We start from the raw sequence: 15,112 nt of genomic DNA, 5'->3' as shown, positions 1-15,112 counted from the left end.
AGGTTGTGAAGGACGAACCGGCGCCGTCGCCGGACCGTCGCCCCGCCCCGGCCCGATCCTCGGCCGGCCTGCGCTTAACTGCGCATTAACCATGCGCGCGGCAGATTTTGCCGAGCCCGCTCGATCCGGCGCGGCGCCGCGAGACCGGAGGCGACCTTGGCCCTGACCGACCTGCCCATCCTGGGGATGCTGCGAACCCGGATGCAGTGGGCCCAGGCGCGCCAGGGCCTGATCGCCGAGAATGTCGCCAACGCCGACATGCCCGGCTTCAAGCCCCGCGACCTCGCGGAGCTGCGCTTCGACCGGGAGACGGGGAGCGCCGTATCCTCGTCCCCGAGCCTCATGCTGACGAGCCCGGCCCACATCGCCCCCCCCGGGCAATCCGGGGCCGGGGCCGACACCAAGCGGGCCAAGGGCTTCGAGATTCGGCCGAACGGCAACGCGGTCAATCTCGAGGACGAGATGATGAAGGCCGGCGACAACCAGTCCGACTACCAGATGGCCGCCTCGCTCTACCAGCACAGCCTGACCACCCTGAAGATCGCCATCGGCAAGAGCTGACCGTTTCGGACGCTATCGTTCGGACGCGGCGTCGCGGCACGCGGCAGGAGGGCCCTGAGCCATGGAATTCAGCAAGTCACTCACGGTCGCGGCGGCCGGCCTCAAGGCCCAGTCGGGCCGGATGCGGATCATCGCCGAGAACATCGCCAACGCCGATTCCGCGCCGGCCTCGCCGGGGGCCGAGCCCTATCGCCGCAAGATCCCATCCTTCACCAGCCACATGGACCCGGAGACCGGCGCCAAGCTGGTCGAGGCGGGACGAATCCGGCGCGACCCCTCCGCGTTCAGGACGAAGTTCGAGCCGGGCAACCCCGCGGCCAACGCCCGCGGCGAGGTGCAGATGCCCAACGTCAACGCGCTCATCGAGAACATGGACCTGCGCGAGGCGCAGCGATCCTACGAGGCGAACCTCAACATGGTCACCGCCACGCGCAAGATGCTCGCGCAGACGCTGGCGATCCTGAAGTGAACGCGAAGGGAGCCTAGCGATGGCGACGAGCAACTTCGCGGCCGGCGCCTACGCGGCCGTCCAGGGCCTGGCCAGCGGCCGGCCGACGCCCCGGGTCCAGCCGGCGGGCGAGACCGGCGGCGACTTCATGCAGCTCCTCGGCAACGCACTGGAGCAGGTCGGAGATGCCGGGAAGCGGGCCGACGGGCAAGCCTTCTCGGCGGCCGCCGGCAAGGCCAACGTCGTCGACGTGGTCACCGCGGTGGCCGAGAGCGAGACCGCCCTCCAGACCATGGTGGCCGTGCGCGACCGCATGATCTCCGCCTACGAGGAGATCATGCGGATGCAGATCTAGCGCACTGTCCTGCTTCAGATGCCGCGGTGCTCAAACACGAAGCGCCGTCATCCCGGACCGCAAGAGAGGAGCCCGGAACGACGGCGCCGAACGTCAAGCCGTCAGAGCACGAATGACGGTGCACCGGCACTGAATCCCGGTCCTCATCCGCCCTCTCAGAGCAAGCCGCAGAACCATGACCGGCCTCGCCATCCTCGACGTCGCCCGCGACGGCATCTTCGTGTTCCTCAAGGTGGCCGGCCCCTTGATGCTGGTCGCGCTCGCGGTCGGGCTCGCGGTCTCGCTGATCCAGGCGCTGACCCAGGTCCAGGAGCAGACCCTGATCTACGTGCCCAAAATCGTGGCGGTGTTCGCCGCGCTCCTGCTGATGCTGCCATTCATGGGCGACGCCATGGCCGGCTACATGACCCGCATCGCCGCGCGCATCGCGGCGGGCGGCTGATGAGCGCCCCCGGCGCGACAGGGGCGGCGCGCGCGTGCCATAGGGGCGGCGATGAACCTTCTCCTGCCCGGCGTCGCCTCGGCCTACCTCATCACCTTCGCCCGCGTCGGCACGCTGATCATGCTGATGCCGGGCGTCGGCGAGCAGATGGTGTCGCCGCGCATGCGCCTGTCCTTCGCGCTGCTCACCGCCTTGGTGCTGTTCCCCACCGTGCGCCCGCTGCTCGGCGGCACGGAGGGGCTGGCCGGCCCCCGGCTGATCGGGCTGCTGTTCGGGGAGACCATCGTCGGGCTGGTGCTCGGTCTGTCGGTCAGGATGGTGCTGGCCGCGCTGCAGACCGCGGGGGTGATCATCTCGCAGCAGCTCGGCCTGTCCTACGCCATGACGGTGGACCCGAGCATGGGCGGGCAGCAGGCGGCGCTGGGAAACTTCCTCTCGCTGCTGGGCGTCACGCTGATCTTCGCCGCCGACCTGCATCACCTGGCCATCGAGGGCCTGGCGCGGAGCTACGCGGTGCTGCCGCCGGACGGGATTCCGGCCTTCTCGGACGCGCTGATGCTGGCGCTCCGGGCGCTCGCCCGTGGATTCACGCTGGCGGTGCAGATCTCCGGGCCGTTCATCGCCTTCGGGCTGCTGTTCAATCTCGGCCTCGGGGTGCTGTCGCGGCTGATGCCGCAGCTGCAGGTCTTCTTCCTGGCGGTCCCGGCCTCAGTGCTCATCGGCATGCTGATCCTGATGGGCTCGCTCGGCGTCATGATGGGCGTCTTCCTGGACGATCTCGGCCGGTATCTCGGGGAGTTCGTCAGCCGCTGACCGCCGCCGCCGACCGGGACCGCGCGCGCCCCGCCCGCCGCCACACGCACTGAGTTCGAACACCGATGGCCGAGGGCGCGGAGCAGGAAGACAAGACCGAGGAGCCGACTCAGCGGCGGCTCGATCAGGCGATCGAGCGCGGCGACGTCGCGACCAGCTCCGAGATCAACACCTTCGCGATCCTGGGCGCCTTCACGCTGGCGCTGGTGATCGCTGCGCCGAGCATCGCCCAGAGCCTGACGCAGGGCCTCAAGACCTACCTCGCCAACGCCCACGCGCTGCCCGACGACGCCACCGCCATGAAGGCCGCGGCGACGCGGGGCCTCTGGCTGTGGCTGGAGGCGGTTGCGGTGCCGGTCGGGATGGCGGCCGCCGCCGGCCTCGCCGCGGGCCTGCTCCAGCACCCGCTGGTCCTCAGCACCGAGACCCTGGTGCCGAAATTCGAGCGCATCTCGCCGATGTCCGGCCTGAAGCGACTCCTGGGGGTCGAGGCGCTGTTCCAGTTCGGCAAGGGGCTGGCCAAGATCGGCGCCGTGGGCGTCGTCGGCGCGGCGCTCCTGTGGAACGATCGCGACCGGCTGGAAGTGTTCGCCCGGCTCGACCCGGCGGCGTGCCTGCCGGCGATCCTGTCTCTCAGCCTGCGACTGCTCGCCGGCATGCTGTGCGTGCATCTGGCGATCACGCTCGGCGACGCGCTCTACGCGCGCTTCCGCTGGCGCAAGCGCCACCGCATGTCGAAGGAGGAGATGAAGCAGGAGATGAAGGAGGCGGACGGCAATCCCGAGGTCAAGGGCCGCATGAAGCAGCTCCGCATGGCCCGGGTGAAGAAGCGGATGATGGCCGCCGTGCCGACCGCCACCGTGGTGGTGACCAACCCGACCCACTACGCGGTCGCCCTGCGCTACGAGGCCGGCATGGCCGCGCCGATCTGCGTCGCCAAGGGCGTCGACGCGCTGGCCCTGCGCATCCGCGCCGTGGCGGCCGAGCACGGGGTAGCGGTGATCGAGAATCCGCCGCTCGCCCGCGCGCTGCACGCCACCGTGGAGATCGACCGCGAGATCCCGGCCGAGCACTATCGCGCGGTGGCCGAGGTGATCGGTTTCGTGCTGCGCCTGCGCCGCAGGGCCGCGTAGGGACCCGTCGCAGGCGGGCATAGGGTTTGACGATGCCCTCGCGAAGCGGGCGCCGCGATCCCTGGACGCTCCCGTCGAGGCCCGCTGCGCTCGCTCCTCGGGGCCGGCGCATGCACACCACTCCGCTCGAACCCGCCACTTTGAAAGACGGCCCTTTTTCCCTCTGCCTTGCCGGGAAAAGTCAGGGGTGGTTCCGGATGAGGTGCAAACGGGAAGGAAGGCGCGTTGTGTCTTGCATGGGGCTGGATGCGAGCCTCATGGCGCCACGCGATGACGCCGGGGTTGGAATGTCGAAGCCTCACCGCCGTACCGGCACGGCGATCGCATCCGGCCGCACCGAAAAGCCACGCTTCGTCCACCTTTTTTCGCGAGGCTACGCCGAGGCTTGGCGCGACGAGTATGGCGCGACGAGAGTGGTGCCGCGCTGCCCTTGCCCTGATATTGCCGGCGGGCCTAACCGGGTGACTGTTCTGGAATGATGCCGATGGCCGACGTCACTGGACCTCCGGCGCCCGCCGCGGGCACGCAGAATGCGGGACTGCCGATCGCGAATGCGCACGGGAACGGCTCGATCGACCGCTCGGAGCAGCCGGGTCGGGTCGGGCTGCTGCTCGTGCTCGCGGGCCTCCTGGTCGGGGCCGCGATCGGGCTGTCCTTCGTGGCCAACGAGCAGGCCCAGTCGCTGATCGTCTGGCTGCTCGCGCTGCTGGCCATGGCCGGCGTCTTCTTTCTGTTCGCCCTCGCCATCGGGGCGCTCCAGCTCAGCGGCAGCGCGACCCGCGACGACATCACCAAGGGCATCGTCGACGCGTCCCCCGACGGGGCGCTGGTCGTGGAGGATGGCGGCCGCCTGATCTACGCCAACGGGGCCTACCTGCGGATTGCCGGCGGCGACACCTTCTCGAACCTCGCGCCCGTGGAGCGCATCCTGGTCGGGTCGCCGGAGGTCTCGGAGGCGGTCTACCGCCTGTCGCAGGCCTCCCGCGACGGGCGGGCGCACACGGAGGAGATCCGGATGTCGCCGCCTCTCGGGCCCCTGGCGGACGAACGCGGCTTCGGGTGGTACCGGGTCTCGGTGCGTCCCCTGGCACGCCCGCGCCGTGCCGCCTCGCTCTGGACGGTGGCCGACATCACCGCCGAGCGCGAGCGCCAGGAGAACGTCTTCCAGGAACTGCAGCACGCGATCGACTATCTCGACCACGCCCCGGCGGGCTTCCTGTCGATCGATCCGGCGGGCGCTATCGTCTACATGAACGCGACTCTGGCCGCCTGGCTCGGCTACGACCTCGCGAGCGTCGGCCCGGGTGGCCCGCACCTCACCGAGATCGCCCCGGAGGCCGACGTGCTCGTGCGCACCGCCGGCCTGCCGGGGGAGGTCCGCACCGACCGGTTCGACCTCGACCTGCGCCGCCGCAACGGCCACACCCTGCCGGTGCGGCTCTATCACCGGGTCGCCTTCGGCAAGGACGGCAAGCCCGGCTCGTCGCGCACCTTCGTGATCAACCGCTCGGCCGGGGCCGAGACCGACGAGCCGCAGCGCGCGGCCGAGGTCCGGCTGGCCCGCTTCCTCAACAATTCCCCGATCGCCATCGCGACCCTCGACCGGTCCGGCCGGATCGCCCGGGCCAACGCCTCCTTCACCCGGCTGTTCGGCACGGTGCCGCGCCAGGCCGACGAGGGTGAACCTGAGGGGGAGGGGACCCAGCGCGCCGAGCCCAACGTCGCCGACTCGGTGGTCGACCGCAGCTCCCTCGAGGCCGGCCTCGCCCGCGCGGCGAGCGGCCTCTCCGACCCGGAGCCGATCGAGGTCCAGCTCACCGGTCCGGGGGGCCGCTCGGCGCGGCTCTGGCTCAGCCCGGCCGATGGCGGCGACGCCGTGCGCGAGGCGGACGAGGCCGAGCGGGTCATCCTGTACGCCCTCGACACCACGGCGCAGCGGCAGCTGGAGCAGCAGGTCGCCCAGGCGCAGAAGATGAACGCCGTGGGTCAGCTCGCCGGCGGCATCGCACACGACTTCAACAACGTGCTGCAGGCGATCATCGGCTACTCGGACCTGCTGCTCGCGAGCCACCGGCCCACCGATCCGGCGTTCCAGGACATCATGCAGATCAAGCAGAACGCCAACCGGGCGGCGGGCCTCGTCCGCCAGCTCCTGGCATTCTCCCGCCGCCAGACCCTGCGCCCGGAGGTGATGAATGTCGGGGAGGGGCTCTCCGAGCTGACCCTGCTGCTGAAGCGCCTGCTCGGCGAGCGCGTCGCCCTGGAGCTGAAGCACGGCCGCGACGTCTGGCCCGTGAAGGCCGACGTCAACCAGTTCGAGCAGGTGATCGTGAACCTCGCGGTCAACGCGCGCGACGCGATGCCCGAGGGCGGCAAGCTTATGATCCGCACCGAGAACGTGGTGGATCCGGGCTCCTCCGCGGTCGCCGAGGGGCGGGGCGGGGCGCCCGCAGGCGACCACGTGCTGATCGAGGTGCGCGATACCGGGCAGGGCATCCCCCCCGAACTGATGGAGAAGATCTTCGAGCCGTTCTTCACCACCAAGGAGATCGGCAAGGGCACCGGCCTCGGGCTCTCGACGGTGTTCGGCATCGTCAAGCAGTCCGGCGGCACCATCGACGTCCAGTCGACGGTCGGGGAGGGCACGGCCTTCCGCATCTACCTGCCGCGGCACATCCCGGTGGCGGAGCCGGAGGAAGCCGCGCCCCCGAGCCTGCCGCGGGCAGACCTGCCCGTCTCGCAGGCCGCGGTACCATCGAAGCAGGCAGGCCCGGGCGACGCCTTCGTGCTCGTGGGCGACCCGAAGGGTGGCACTGCGGCGGCGGAGAAGGCCGCCCCGCGCAAGCCCGCGGCCGACCATACCGGGCAGGGGACGATACTGCTCGTCGAGGACGAGGATCCGGTCCGTGCGGTCAACAGCCGGGCGCTGTCGGCCCGCGGCTACACCGTTCTGGAGGCCGCCTCCGGCCTGGAGGCGCTGGCGATCGTGCGCGAGGGCCTTCAAGAGATCGACCTCGTCGTTTCCGACGTGGTGATGCCCGAGATGGACGGCCCGACCCTGCTGCGGGAGGTCCGCAAGCACCAGCCCGACCTGAAGGTGATCTTCGTCTCGGGCTACGCGGAGGACGCCTTCCGCAAGAACCTGCCGGAGGGCGAGACCTTCAATTTCCTGCCGAAGCCATTCAGCCTCAAGCAGCTCGTCGAGACCGTGAAAAAGACGATGGCCGATTGAGGCCGGCCATCGACGCGCCCCGCTCCTGACGCTCGGGCCGCGGATTCTTCGCGGCCTGAGCCCATACCGCCGAGAACGCGCATAACCTCCGCGTCCTGCCGGTGCAGGACAGCCGCGCCCTTGCCGAAAAAGAACAAACCGGGTACACACGGCCGGTGTTGACGCGCGTTGTGAACTGCGCCCAACCCCTTCATAAGGAGCCCGCCAGATGGCCCAGCCCGCATTGAAAGTGGTCGACATGCCCCCCGTGGACAAGGACAAGTCCAAGGCGATCGACGCCGCCCTGTCCCAGATCGAACGCGCCTTCGGCAAGGGCTCGATCATGCGGCTCGGCAAGAACGACAAGGTGCAGGAGGTCGAGACGATTTCCACGGGCTCGCTGGGCCTCGACATTGCGCTGGGCGTCGGTGGGCTTCCCCGCGGCCGAGTCGTGGAGATCTACGGGCCCGAATCGTCCGGCAAGACCACGCTTGCGCTGCACACGATCGCCGAGGCCCAGAAGAAGGGTGGCGTCTGCGCCTTCGTGGATGCCGAGCACGCCCTCGACCCGGTCTATGCCCGCAAGCTCGGGGTCAATCTCGACGACCTGCTGATCTCGCAGCCCGACACCGGCGAGCAGGCCCTGGAGATCACCGACACGCTGGTGCGCTCGGGCGCCATCGACGTGCTGGTGGTCGATTCGGTGGCTGCACTCACCCCGCGGGCCGAGATCGAGGGCGAGATGGGCGAGAGCCAGCCCGGCCTACAGGCGCGCCTGATGAGCCAGGCCCTGCGCAAGCTCACCGGTTCGATCTCGCGGTCGAACTGCATGGTGATCTTCATCAATCAGATCCGGATGAAGATCGGCGTGATGTACGGCAGTCCCGAGACCACCACGGGTGGCAACGCGCTGAAGTTCTACGCCTCCGTGCGCCTCGACATCCGCCGCATCTCGACGCTGAAGGACCGCGACGAGGCGATCGGCAACCAGGTCCGCGTCAAGGTCGTCAAGAACAAGGTCGCGCCGCCGTTCAAGCAGGTCGAATTCGACATCATGTTCGGCGAGGGCGTGTCGAAGGTGGGCGAGCTGATCGACCTCGGCGTAAAGGCCGGCATCGTCGAGAAGTCCGGCGCGTGGTTCTCCTACAACAGCCAGCGCCTCGGCCAGGGCCGGGAAAACTCGAAGGGCTTCCTGCGCGACAACCCTGAGATCGCCAACAAGATCGAGGCTTCGATCCGCCAGAATTCAGGCCTCGTCGCCGAGAAGATCCTGGAGAACGCCAAGCCCACCGACGACGACCTCGACGAGGGCGAGGCCTGAGATCGACCGGCTAGCGGGTTCCCAAAGGGCTTGAGGCCCTCTGGCGGAGTTCGGGACCGCGTCCCGAGGCTCGCGGGGCTTCCGCTCTGCACCCGCAACAGGTCCCGGGCCCTTCGGATCCGGGACATTCGCAGCGGCGGATGAAGGCCGCCGCGTTCAACACACGACCGATCCTCGAAACGACAACGCCCGGTACGAATCCGGCCCCATGAGGGTCGAACTTCGTCCGGGCGTTCGTCGTTCCGGGAACGTGAAAGGCGGGGACAGGCGCCGAGCCCGGCGCATTATCCCTGACCAACCACAACCAGGAACGTTCAGGCGGACGCAGAAACCCGCAGCCGCCGATATCCCTGGCTCACGCGGCTTCGCCGGCCTCGACGACCGCAGCAGCCTTATCCTCAACCAGCTTCCAGGTCTTGGTCTTCGAGAACGGACGGCACTCCTCGATGAACACCGTCTGCCCAACCTTGGCGGCATTCGCCTCGTCGTGGGCATGATAGTTCTTCGAGCGGCGCACAGTCTTCTTCATCACCGGGTGCGTGAAGCGGCGCTCCACCTTCACCACGATGGTCTTCTCGCCCTTGTCGCTGACGACGGTGCCCTGCAGGACGCGCTTCGGCATGGTGTTCTCCTAAGCCCTTCGTCAGCTCTTGGCCGCCTGAAGCGTCTTCGAACGCTGCAGGGTGCGGACGCGGGCGATGTCGCGGCGGACCTCGCGGACGCGGGCGACGTTCTCGAGCTGACCGGTGGCCCCCTGGAAGCGCAGGTTGAACTGCTCCTTCTTGAGGTTCAGCAACTCGTCGTTCAACTGATCCGGCGACAACGCCTTGAGATCAGACACTCTCTGGGTCGACTTCACGATAGCCTCCGTTCAGTCGGCGATGCGCTGGACGACCCGCGTGCGGATCGGGAGCTTGGCGGCGCCGAGGCGAAGGGCCTCCTTGGCGATGTCTTCGGCAACGCCGTCGACCTCGAACATGATCCGGCCCGGATGGACACGGGCAGCCCAGTAATCCGGGGCACCCTTACCGGAGCCCATTCGGACTTCGGTCGGCTTCGAGGAGACCGGAACGTCCGGGAAAACCCGGATCCAGACACGGCCCTGGCGCTTCATCTCGCGGGTGATCGCGCGGCGGGCCGCCTCGATCTGCCGGGCGGTGACCCGCTCCGGCTCCACCGCCTTCAGACCGAACTGGCCGAAGTTCAGCTCGAAGCCGCCCTTGGCCGCACCGTGGATGCGGCCCTTGAACTGCTTGCGGAAGCGGGTCTTTTTCGGTTGCAGCATGGCTTCCTACCTTACGCGTGCTCGCGCTCGCGGCGTCCGCGCTCGCGGCCGCCCTCGCCATCGCGCTCACGGCGCCCGCCGGAGCGGCCGCCCTCTTCCTGGGCCTTCTTGTCCTGAGCCATCGGGTCGTGCTCGAGGATCTCGCCCTTGAACACCCACACCTTGATGCCGCAGGTGCCGTAGGTCGTGAAGGCGGTGGCCGTCCCGTAATCCACATCCGCGCGGAGCGTGTGGAGCGGAACCCGGCCCTCGCGGTACCATTCCTGGCGGGCGATCTCGGCGCCGCCAAGACGGCCCGAGCAATTGATCCGGATGCCTTCGGCACCCAGACGCATCGCCGACTGTACGGCACGCTTCATGGCGCGACGGAACGCGACGCGGCGCTCGAGCTGCTGGGCGATCGAGTCGGCCACCAGAGTGGCGTCGATCTCGGGCTTGCGCACCTCGACGATGTTGATCGTCACATCGGCCTTAGTCATCGTGCCGACGAGCTTGCGAAGCTTCTCGATATCCGCGCCCTTCTTGCCGATCACCACGCCCGGACGGCCCGAGTGAATGGTGACACGGCACTTCCGGTGCGGGCGCTCGATCACGATCTTCGACACCGCAGCCTGCTTGAGCTGCTTCATGAGGGCGGCGCGGATCGCGACGTCCTCGTGCATGAGTTTGGCGTATTCGCCCTTGCCGGCGAACCAGCGGGAGTCCCAGGTCCGGTTGATGCCGAGCCGGAGACCGATCGGATTGACTTTCTGGCCCATCAGATCCTCCTCAGGCCGCTTCGGCCTGGCGGACTTCGCGAACCACGATGGTGAGGTTCGAGAAGGGCTTCAGGATGCGCGCGCCGCGACCGCGGGCGCGGGCGTGGAAGCGCTTGAGAACGAGCGCCTTGCCGACGAACGCCTGGGAGACGATCAGGTCGTCCACGTCCAGGTCGTGGTTGTTCTCGGCGTTGGCGATCGCACTCTCGAGGCACTTCTTGACCTCGGTCGAGATGCGCTTGCGCGAAAACTGCAGGTCGGCGAGGGCCGTATCGACCTTCTTGCCGCGGATCATCTGCGCCACGAGGTTGAGCTTCTGAGGGCTGACGCGCAGCATGCGCGCGACCGCCTTCGCCTCGTTCTCGGGGAGCGCGCGGGGGGTGGCTTGCTTGCCCATCTCAGCGCCTCTTCGCCTTCTTGTCGGCCGCGTGACCGTGGAAGGTGCGGGTCGGCGAGAATTCGCCGAACTTGTGCCCCACCATCTCCTCGGAGACGTAGACCGGAATGTGCTTCTGCCCGTTGTGCACACCGAAGGTGAGCCCGACGAACTGCGGGAGGATCGTGGAGCGACGGCTCCAGATCTTGATGACCTCGGAACGCGAGGAACCCCGCGCCGCCTCGGCCTTCTTGAAGAGGTAGCCGTCGACGAACGGCCCCTTCCAGAGAGAGCGTGCCATAGCGATTACTTCTTGCGGTTGTGGCGGCTGGACAGGATGAACACGTCGGTCCGCTTGTTGGACCGGGTCTTCTTCCCCTTTGTGGGCACGCCCCAGGGCGTGACCGGATTGCGGCCGCCCGAGGTACGGCCCTCGCCGCCGCCGTGCGGATGGTCGACCGGGTTCATCGCCACGCCGCGGTTGTGCGGGCGCTTGCCGAGCCACCGGTTGCGCCCGGCCTTGCCGAGCGAGATGTTCATGTGGTCCGGATTCGAGACTGCGCCGACACTGGCGAAGCACTGACCGTGGACGAGGCGCTGCTCGCCCGAGTTCAGACGCAGCGTCACGTAGCCCTGGTCGCGCCCGACGATCTGCGCGTAGTTCCCGGCCGATCGGGCGATCGCCCCGCCCTTGCCGATCTTCAGCTCGACATTGTGGACGATGGTGCCCACCGGCATCGAACCGACCGGAGCGGCGTTGCCCGGCTTGATGTCAACCGACTCGCCGGCCACGACCTTGTCGCCCGGCTGCAGCCGCTGCGGCGCCAGGATGTAGCTCTGCTTCCCGTCGGGAAAGTTGATCAGCGCGATGAAAGCCGTGCGGTTCGGATCGTACTCGATACGCTCGACGGTGGCGGCGACCCCAAGCTGCTCGCGGCGCTTGAAGTCGACATTGCGCAACACGCGCTTGTGACCACCGCCGCGGAAGCGGACGGTGATGCGACCGAGGTTGTTCCGGCCGCCGGAAGAGCTCTTGCCCTCCGTCAGCGCCTTCACCGGCTTGCCCTTGTAGAGCTCACGGCGGTCGACGAGCACGAGCTGGCGCAGGCTCGGCGTGACCGGTTTGAATGTCTTCAAGGCCATCGGCTTGGATCCCTAAAACCCGTCCTCAGAGCCCGGTCGTGACGTCGATCGTGTGGCCCTCGGCCAGGGTCACGATCGCCTTCTTCACGTCGGAGCGCTGCCCGCGGAGGCCGCGGAAAATCTTCTTCTTGCCCTTGGTCACGAGGGTGTTCACCGCCGTGACCTTCACGTCGAACAGCTTCTCGACCGCCTCCTTGATCTGAGGCTTGGTCGCCTTGGGGGCGACCCGGAAGACGACCTTGTTCTGCTCGGTCAGGTTCGTCGCCTTCTCGGTGATGACCGGGGCGACGATGATGTCGTAGTGGCGCGGATCGGCACTCATTTGAAACGCTCCTCCAGCGCGTCGACGGCGGCCTTGGTCAGGACGAGCGTGTCGCGGCGCAGGATGTCGTAGACGTTGATGCCCTGCACGGGCAGCACGTCGATCTGCGGGATGGCACGCGCGGCGCGGCCGAAGTTCACGTCGACCTCGGCACCGCCGATGATCAATGCGTTCGAGAGGCCCATCTTGCCGAAGCGCTCGACGAGACCCTTGGTCTTGTGGTCCTCGATCTTGATGTCGTCGACGACGATCAGGGTCGAGGCCTTGGCCTTCGCCGAAAGGGCGTGGCGCAGCGCCAGGGCACGGACCTTCTTGGGAAGGTCGTGGCTGTGGTCACGGGGAACCGGACCGAAGGCCCGGCCGCCGCCGCGGAACTGCGGCGCCGAGGCCGCGCCGTGACGGGCGTTGCCGGTGCCCTTCTGTTTATACAGCTTCTTGCGCGTGCGGTTCACGTCCGAGCGGTGCTGCACGGCATGGGTGCCAGCGCGCCGCTTGGCGAGCTGCCAGCGGACCATGCGCTGCAGGAGGTCTGCCCTCGGCTCGAGGCCGAAGATCTCCTCGTTGAGCTCGACCGAACCGGCGCCGGCGCCGTCGAGAGTGGTGACATCGAGCTTCATCACGCGGTCTCCTCAGCCGCAGCGGCCTCGGGAGCCGGGGTGGAAGCGCCGTTCTCACGGAACTTGCCCGGCAGCGGAACATCGGCGGGTAGCTTGCGCTTCACCGCGTCGCGGATCTGGATCCAGCCGCCGGCAACGCCCGGCACCGCGCCCTCGACCAGGATCAGGCCGCGCTCGGGATCGGTGCGCACGACGCGCAGGTTCTGGGTGGTGACCCGCTCGACGCCGAGATGACCCGGCATCTTCTTGTTCTTGAAGGTTTTGCCCGGATCCTGGCGGCCGCCGGTCGAGCCGATCGAGCGGTGCGAGATCGACACGCCGTGGGTGGCGCGCAGGCCGCCGAAGTTCCAGCGCTTGATACCGCCCGCGAAGCCCTTACCGGTGGTGGTGCCGGTCACATCCACGAACTGACCGGGGATGAAATGGTCGGCGGTGATCTCGGCACCGACCGGGATCAGGGCATCCTCGGACACGCGGAACTCGGCGAGCTTCTTCTTCGGCTCGACCTTGGCGACCGCGAAACGGCCCCGCTCGGCAGCCGAGACGTTCTTAACTTTGGCCTTGCCGACGCCGACCTGCAGCGCGACGTAGCCGTTCTTCTCGACGGTGCGGTGGGCGACCACTTGGCACTGATCGATCTTGAGCACTGTGACGGGGACATGCTCCCCCGCGTCTGTAAAGACGCGGGTCATGCCGACCTTCTGTGCGATGACGCCTGAGCGCATAGGTCTCTCCCTCGCGCGATGAAACGGTAAGCTCTAAGTCCCGGCGGGACTCAGAGCTTGATCTCCACGTCCACGCCCGCGGCGAGGTCGAGCTTCATAAGCGCGTCCACCGTCTGCGGCGTCGGATCGACGATATCGAGCACTCGCTTATGCGTGCGCATCTCGAACTGCTCGCGCGACTTCTTGTCGATGTGCGGCGAGCGGTTCACGGTGAACTTCGCGATGTGCGTCGGAAGCGGGATCGGGCCCCGGATGGTCGCGCCGGTGCGCTTGGCCGTGGAGACGATCTCCTTGGTCGACGCATCGAGGATGCGGTGATCGAACGCCTTGAGGCGGATGCGGATGTTCTGACCGTTCATAATCCTGAAACCTTGAGAGGGACGGCGGGGGGTGCGAGGACAAGTCCCCGCCGCGCCCTGCTAAGGATGCTGTCCTGTCTTACTCGTTGATGGCGGCGACGACGCCGGCACCGACGGTGCGGCCGCCCTCGCGGATGGCGAAGCGCAGCTTCTCCTCCATGGCCACCGGGACGATCAGCGTGACGTCCATGGTCACGTTGTCGCCCGGCATCACCATCTCGGTGCCCTCCGGCAGCGTGCACACCCCGGTCACGTCCGTGGTCCGGAAGTAGAACTGCGGCCGGTAGTTGGTGAAGAACGGCGTGTGGCGCCCGCCCTCCTCCTTGGTCAGGATGTAGGCCTCGGCCTTGAACTTCGTGTGCGGCTTCACCGAGCCCGGCTTGCACACCACTTGGCCCCGCTCGACGTCCTCGCGCTTGGTGCCGCGCAGCAGAACGCCGACGTTGTCGCCCGCCTGGCCCTGGTCGAGCAGCTTGCGGAACATCTCGACGCCCGTCACCGTCGTCTTGGTGGTCGCCCGGATGCCGACGATCTCGACTTCCTCGCCCACCTTGATGATCCCGCGCTCGACCCGGCCCGTCACCACCGTGCCGCGGCCCGAGATCGAGAACACGTCCTCGATCGGCATCAGGAACGGCATGTCGATCGGGCGCTCCGGCTGCGGGATGTAGCTGTCCACCGTCGCCATCAGCGCCAGGACGGCCTCCTTGCCGATCTTCGGCTCCTTGTCCTCCAGCGCCATCAGCGCCGAGCCCTTGGTGATCGGGATGTCGTCGCCCGGGAAGTCGTACTTCGACAGAAGCTCGCGCACCTCCAGCTCGACCAGCTCCAGAAGCTCCTCGTCGTCGACCATGTCGACCTTGTTGAGGAACACCACCAGCGCCGGAACGCCGACCTGACGCGCCAGCAGGATGTGCTCGCGGGTCTGCGGCATCGGGCCGTCGGCCGCCGACACGACCAGAATCGCGCCGTCCATCTGCGCCGCGCCCGTGATCATGTTCTTCACGTAATCGGCGTGCCCGGGGCAATCCACGTGCGCGTAGTGCCGGTTGGCCGTCTCGTACTCCACGTGCGCCGTCGAGATCGTGATCCCGCGCGCCTTCTCCTCCGGAGCCTTGTCGATCTGGTCGTAGGCCGTGAACGTCGCCCCGCCCGTCTCCGCCAGAACCTTCGTGATCGCAGCCGTCAACGACGTCTTGCCATGATCAACGTGGCCGATCGTGCCGATGTTGCAGTGCGGCTT

At 68.0% G+C, this 15,112-nt stretch carries 20 protein-coding genes; 8 read left to right on the top strand and 12 right to left on the bottom strand.

The features are described 5' to 3' along the window. The first annotated feature begins 156 nt into the window (after positions 1-156). From flgB to recA, 8 genes are all read left to right on the top strand, one after another. Positions 157-561, top strand: a complete 405-nt coding sequence (flgB, locus tag Q8W67_RS08455) for a flagellar basal body rod protein FlgB (protein ID WP_305543644.1) — start codon at positions 157-159, stop codon at positions 559-561. Between the two features lie 61 nt (positions 562-622). Further along, positions 623-1,030 carry a flagellar basal body rod protein FlgC gene (flgC, locus tag Q8W67_RS08450; RefSeq protein WP_305543641.1) on the top strand — a complete coding sequence of 136 codons (408 nt, stop codon included), beginning with the start codon at positions 623-625 and terminating at the stop codon, positions 1,028-1,030. Positions 1,031-1,049: 19 nt separating this feature from the next. Further along, positions 1,050-1,364, top strand: coding sequence for a flagellar hook-basal body complex protein FliE (fliE, locus tag Q8W67_RS08445; protein ID WP_305543638.1), 315 nt, complete (start codon positions 1,050-1,052; stop codon positions 1,362-1,364). Positions 1,365-1,539: 175 nt separating this feature from the next. After that, entirely contained in the window at positions 1,540-1,806 is a 267-nt protein-coding gene (gene fliQ / locus Q8W67_RS08440) for a flagellar biosynthesis protein FliQ (protein WP_305543635.1), read from the top strand. Positions 1,807-1,857: 51 nt separating this feature from the next. After that, complete coding sequence (gene fliR, locus Q8W67_RS08435; protein ID WP_305543632.1) at positions 1,858-2,619, top strand: flagellar biosynthetic protein FliR; 762 nt, start codon at positions 1,858-1,860, stop codon at positions 2,617-2,619. A 65-nt stretch (positions 2,620-2,684) separates the two neighbouring features. Then, the gene (locus Q8W67_RS08430; protein WP_305543629.1) at positions 2,685-3,752 is read left to right on the top strand and encodes a flagellar biosynthesis protein FlhB; all 1,068 of its coding nucleotides are present in this window, start codon (positions 2,685-2,687) and stop codon (positions 3,750-3,752) included. Between the two features lie 484 nt (positions 3,753-4,236). Next, positions 4,237-6,984 (top strand): cell cycle histidine kinase CckA, encoded by a 2,748-nt coding sequence (gene cckA / locus Q8W67_RS08425; protein ID WP_305543626.1) that lies wholly within the window; start codon positions 4,237-4,239, stop codon positions 6,982-6,984. A 238-nt stretch (positions 6,985-7,222) separates the two neighbouring features. Then, the gene (recA, locus tag Q8W67_RS08420) at positions 7,223-8,284 is read left to right on the top strand and encodes a recombinase RecA (protein ID WP_370693843.1); all 1,062 of its coding nucleotides are present in this window, start codon (positions 7,223-7,225) and stop codon (positions 8,282-8,284) included. Between the two features lie 355 nt (positions 8,285-8,639). Here the strand turns inward: recA and rpsQ are convergent, their stop codons facing one another. The 12 genes from rpsQ to tuf all read right to left on the bottom strand — a co-directional run. Further along, positions 8,640-8,906 carry a 30S ribosomal protein S17 gene (gene rpsQ / locus Q8W67_RS08415; RefSeq protein WP_305543621.1) on the bottom strand — a complete coding sequence of 89 codons (267 nt, stop codon included), beginning with the start codon at positions 8,904-8,906 and terminating at the stop codon, positions 8,640-8,642. Between the two features lie 21 nt (positions 8,907-8,927). Then, positions 8,928-9,143 carry a 50S ribosomal protein L29 gene (gene rpmC / locus Q8W67_RS08410; protein ID WP_243971952.1) on the bottom strand — a complete coding sequence of 72 codons (216 nt, stop codon included), beginning with the start codon at positions 9,141-9,143 and terminating at the stop codon, positions 8,928-8,930. Positions 9,144-9,155: 12 nt separating this feature from the next. Then, a complete protein-coding gene (gene rplP / locus Q8W67_RS08405) occupies positions 9,156-9,569 on the bottom strand; it encodes a 50S ribosomal protein L16 (RefSeq protein WP_007569280.1) in 414 nt (137 codons plus the stop codon). An 11-nt stretch (positions 9,570-9,580) separates the two neighbouring features. After that, positions 9,581-10,327 carry a 30S ribosomal protein S3 gene (rpsC, locus tag Q8W67_RS08400; RefSeq protein ID WP_007569278.1) on the bottom strand — a complete coding sequence of 249 codons (747 nt, stop codon included), beginning with the start codon at positions 10,325-10,327 and terminating at the stop codon, positions 9,581-9,583. A gap of 10 nt (positions 10,328-10,337) precedes the next feature. Next, positions 10,338-10,724, bottom strand: a complete 387-nt coding sequence (gene rplV, locus Q8W67_RS08395) for a 50S ribosomal protein L22 (RefSeq protein ID WP_305543609.1) — start codon at positions 10,722-10,724, stop codon at positions 10,338-10,340. Position 10,725: 1 nt separating this feature from the next. Further along, complete coding sequence (rpsS, locus tag Q8W67_RS08390; RefSeq protein WP_007569276.1) at positions 10,726-11,004, bottom strand: 30S ribosomal protein S19; 279 nt, start codon at positions 11,002-11,004, stop codon at positions 10,726-10,728. Positions 11,005-11,009: 5 nt separating this feature from the next. Continuing rightward, the gene (rplB, locus tag Q8W67_RS08385) at positions 11,010-11,846 is read right to left on the bottom strand and encodes a 50S ribosomal protein L2 (protein WP_020094256.1); all 837 of its coding nucleotides are present in this window, start codon (positions 11,844-11,846) and stop codon (positions 11,010-11,012) included. 25 nt (positions 11,847-11,871) lie between these two features. Then, on the bottom strand, positions 11,872-12,168 hold the full coding sequence (locus Q8W67_RS08380) for a 50S ribosomal protein L23 (protein ID WP_243905823.1): 297 nt from the start codon (positions 12,166-12,168) through the stop codon (positions 11,872-11,874). Beyond that, positions 12,165-12,785 (bottom strand): 50S ribosomal protein L4, encoded by a 621-nt coding sequence (rplD, locus tag Q8W67_RS08375; RefSeq protein ID WP_305544166.1) that lies wholly within the window; start codon positions 12,783-12,785, stop codon positions 12,165-12,167. Before rplD ends, Q8W67_RS08380 begins: the two co-directional genes overlap by 4 nt. Continuing rightward, positions 12,785-13,510, bottom strand: a complete 726-nt coding sequence (gene rplC / locus Q8W67_RS08370; RefSeq protein WP_149310831.1) for a 50S ribosomal protein L3 — start codon at positions 13,508-13,510, stop codon at positions 12,785-12,787. The genes rplD and rplC overlap by 1 nt, the downstream gene beginning before the upstream one ends. 50 nt (positions 13,511-13,560) lie before the next feature. Further along, positions 13,561-13,869, bottom strand: a complete 309-nt coding sequence (rpsJ, locus tag Q8W67_RS08365; protein WP_007569268.1) for a 30S ribosomal protein S10 — start codon at positions 13,867-13,869, stop codon at positions 13,561-13,563. Positions 13,870-13,948: 79 nt separating this feature from the next. Then, a partial coding sequence (gene tuf / locus Q8W67_RS08360; RefSeq protein ID WP_305543583.1) for an elongation factor Tu occupies positions 13,949-15,112 on the bottom strand: 1,164 nt, incomplete at its 5' end.

Source organism: Methylobacterium sp. NEAU K, assembly GCF_030700285.1.
In the GTDB taxonomy this organism is placed as follows: Bacteria; Pseudomonadota; Alphaproteobacteria; order Rhizobiales; family Beijerinckiaceae; genus Methylobacterium.
Note: the sequence above shows the minus strand (reverse complement) of the source record. Positions and strands in the feature narration are given on the sequence as shown.

Bases quoted from the DNA above. Each gene is read 5' to 3' on its own strand.
- flgC (WP_305543641.1), top strand. From the start codon at position 623: ATGGAATTCAGCAAGTCACTCACGGTCGCGGCGGCCGGCCTCAAGGCC.
- fliE (WP_305543638.1), top strand. From the start codon at position 1,050: ATGGCGACGAGCAACTTCGCGGCCGGCGCCTACGCGGCCGTCCAGGGC.
- fliQ (WP_305543635.1), top strand. From the start codon at position 1,540: ATGACCGGCCTCGCCATCCTCGACGTCGCCCGCGACGGCATCTTCGTG.
- fliR (WP_305543632.1), top strand. From the start codon at position 1,858: ATGAACCTTCTCCTGCCCGGCGTCGCCTCGGCCTACCTCATCACCTTC.
- Q8W67_RS08430 (WP_305543629.1), top strand. From the start codon at position 2,685: ATGGCCGAGGGCGCGGAGCAGGAAGACAAGACCGAGGAGCCGACTCAG.
- cckA (WP_305543626.1), top strand. From the start codon at position 4,237: ATGGCCGACGTCACTGGACCTCCGGCGCCCGCCGCGGGCACGCAGAAT.
- recA (WP_370693843.1), top strand. From the start codon at position 7,223: ATGCCCCCCGTGGACAAGGACAAGTCCAAGGCGATCGACGCCGCCCTG.
- rpsQ (WP_305543621.1), bottom strand. From the start codon at position 8,906: ATGCCGAAGCGCGTCCTGCAGGGCACCGTCGTCAGCGACAAGGGCGAG.
- rplP (WP_007569280.1), bottom strand. From the start codon at position 9,569: ATGCTGCAACCGAAAAAGACCCGCTTCCGCAAGCAGTTCAAGGGCCGC.
- rpsC (WP_007569278.1), bottom strand. From the start codon at position 10,327: ATGGGCCAGAAAGTCAATCCGATCGGTCTCCGGCTCGGCATCAACCGG.
- rplV (WP_305543609.1), bottom strand. From the start codon at position 10,724: ATGGGCAAGCAAGCCACCCCCCGCGCGCTCCCCGAGAACGAGGCGAAG.
- rpsS (WP_007569276.1), bottom strand. From the start codon at position 11,004: ATGGCACGCTCTCTCTGGAAGGGGCCGTTCGTCGACGGCTACCTCTTC.
- rplB (WP_020094256.1), bottom strand. From the start codon at position 11,846: ATGGCCTTGAAGACATTCAAACCGGTCACGCCGAGCCTGCGCCAGCTC.
- Q8W67_RS08380 (WP_243905823.1), bottom strand. From the start codon at position 12,168: ATGAGTGCCGATCCGCGCCACTACGACATCATCGTCGCCCCGGTCATC.
- rplD (WP_305544166.1), bottom strand. From the start codon at position 12,785: ATGAAGCTCGATGTCACCACTCTCGACGGCGCCGGCGCCGGTTCGGTC.
- rplC (WP_149310831.1), bottom strand. From the start codon at position 13,510: ATGCGCTCAGGCGTCATCGCACAGAAGGTCGGCATGACCCGCGTCTTT.
- rpsJ (WP_007569268.1), bottom strand. From the start codon at position 13,869: ATGAACGGTCAGAACATCCGCATCCGCCTCAAGGCGTTCGATCACCGC.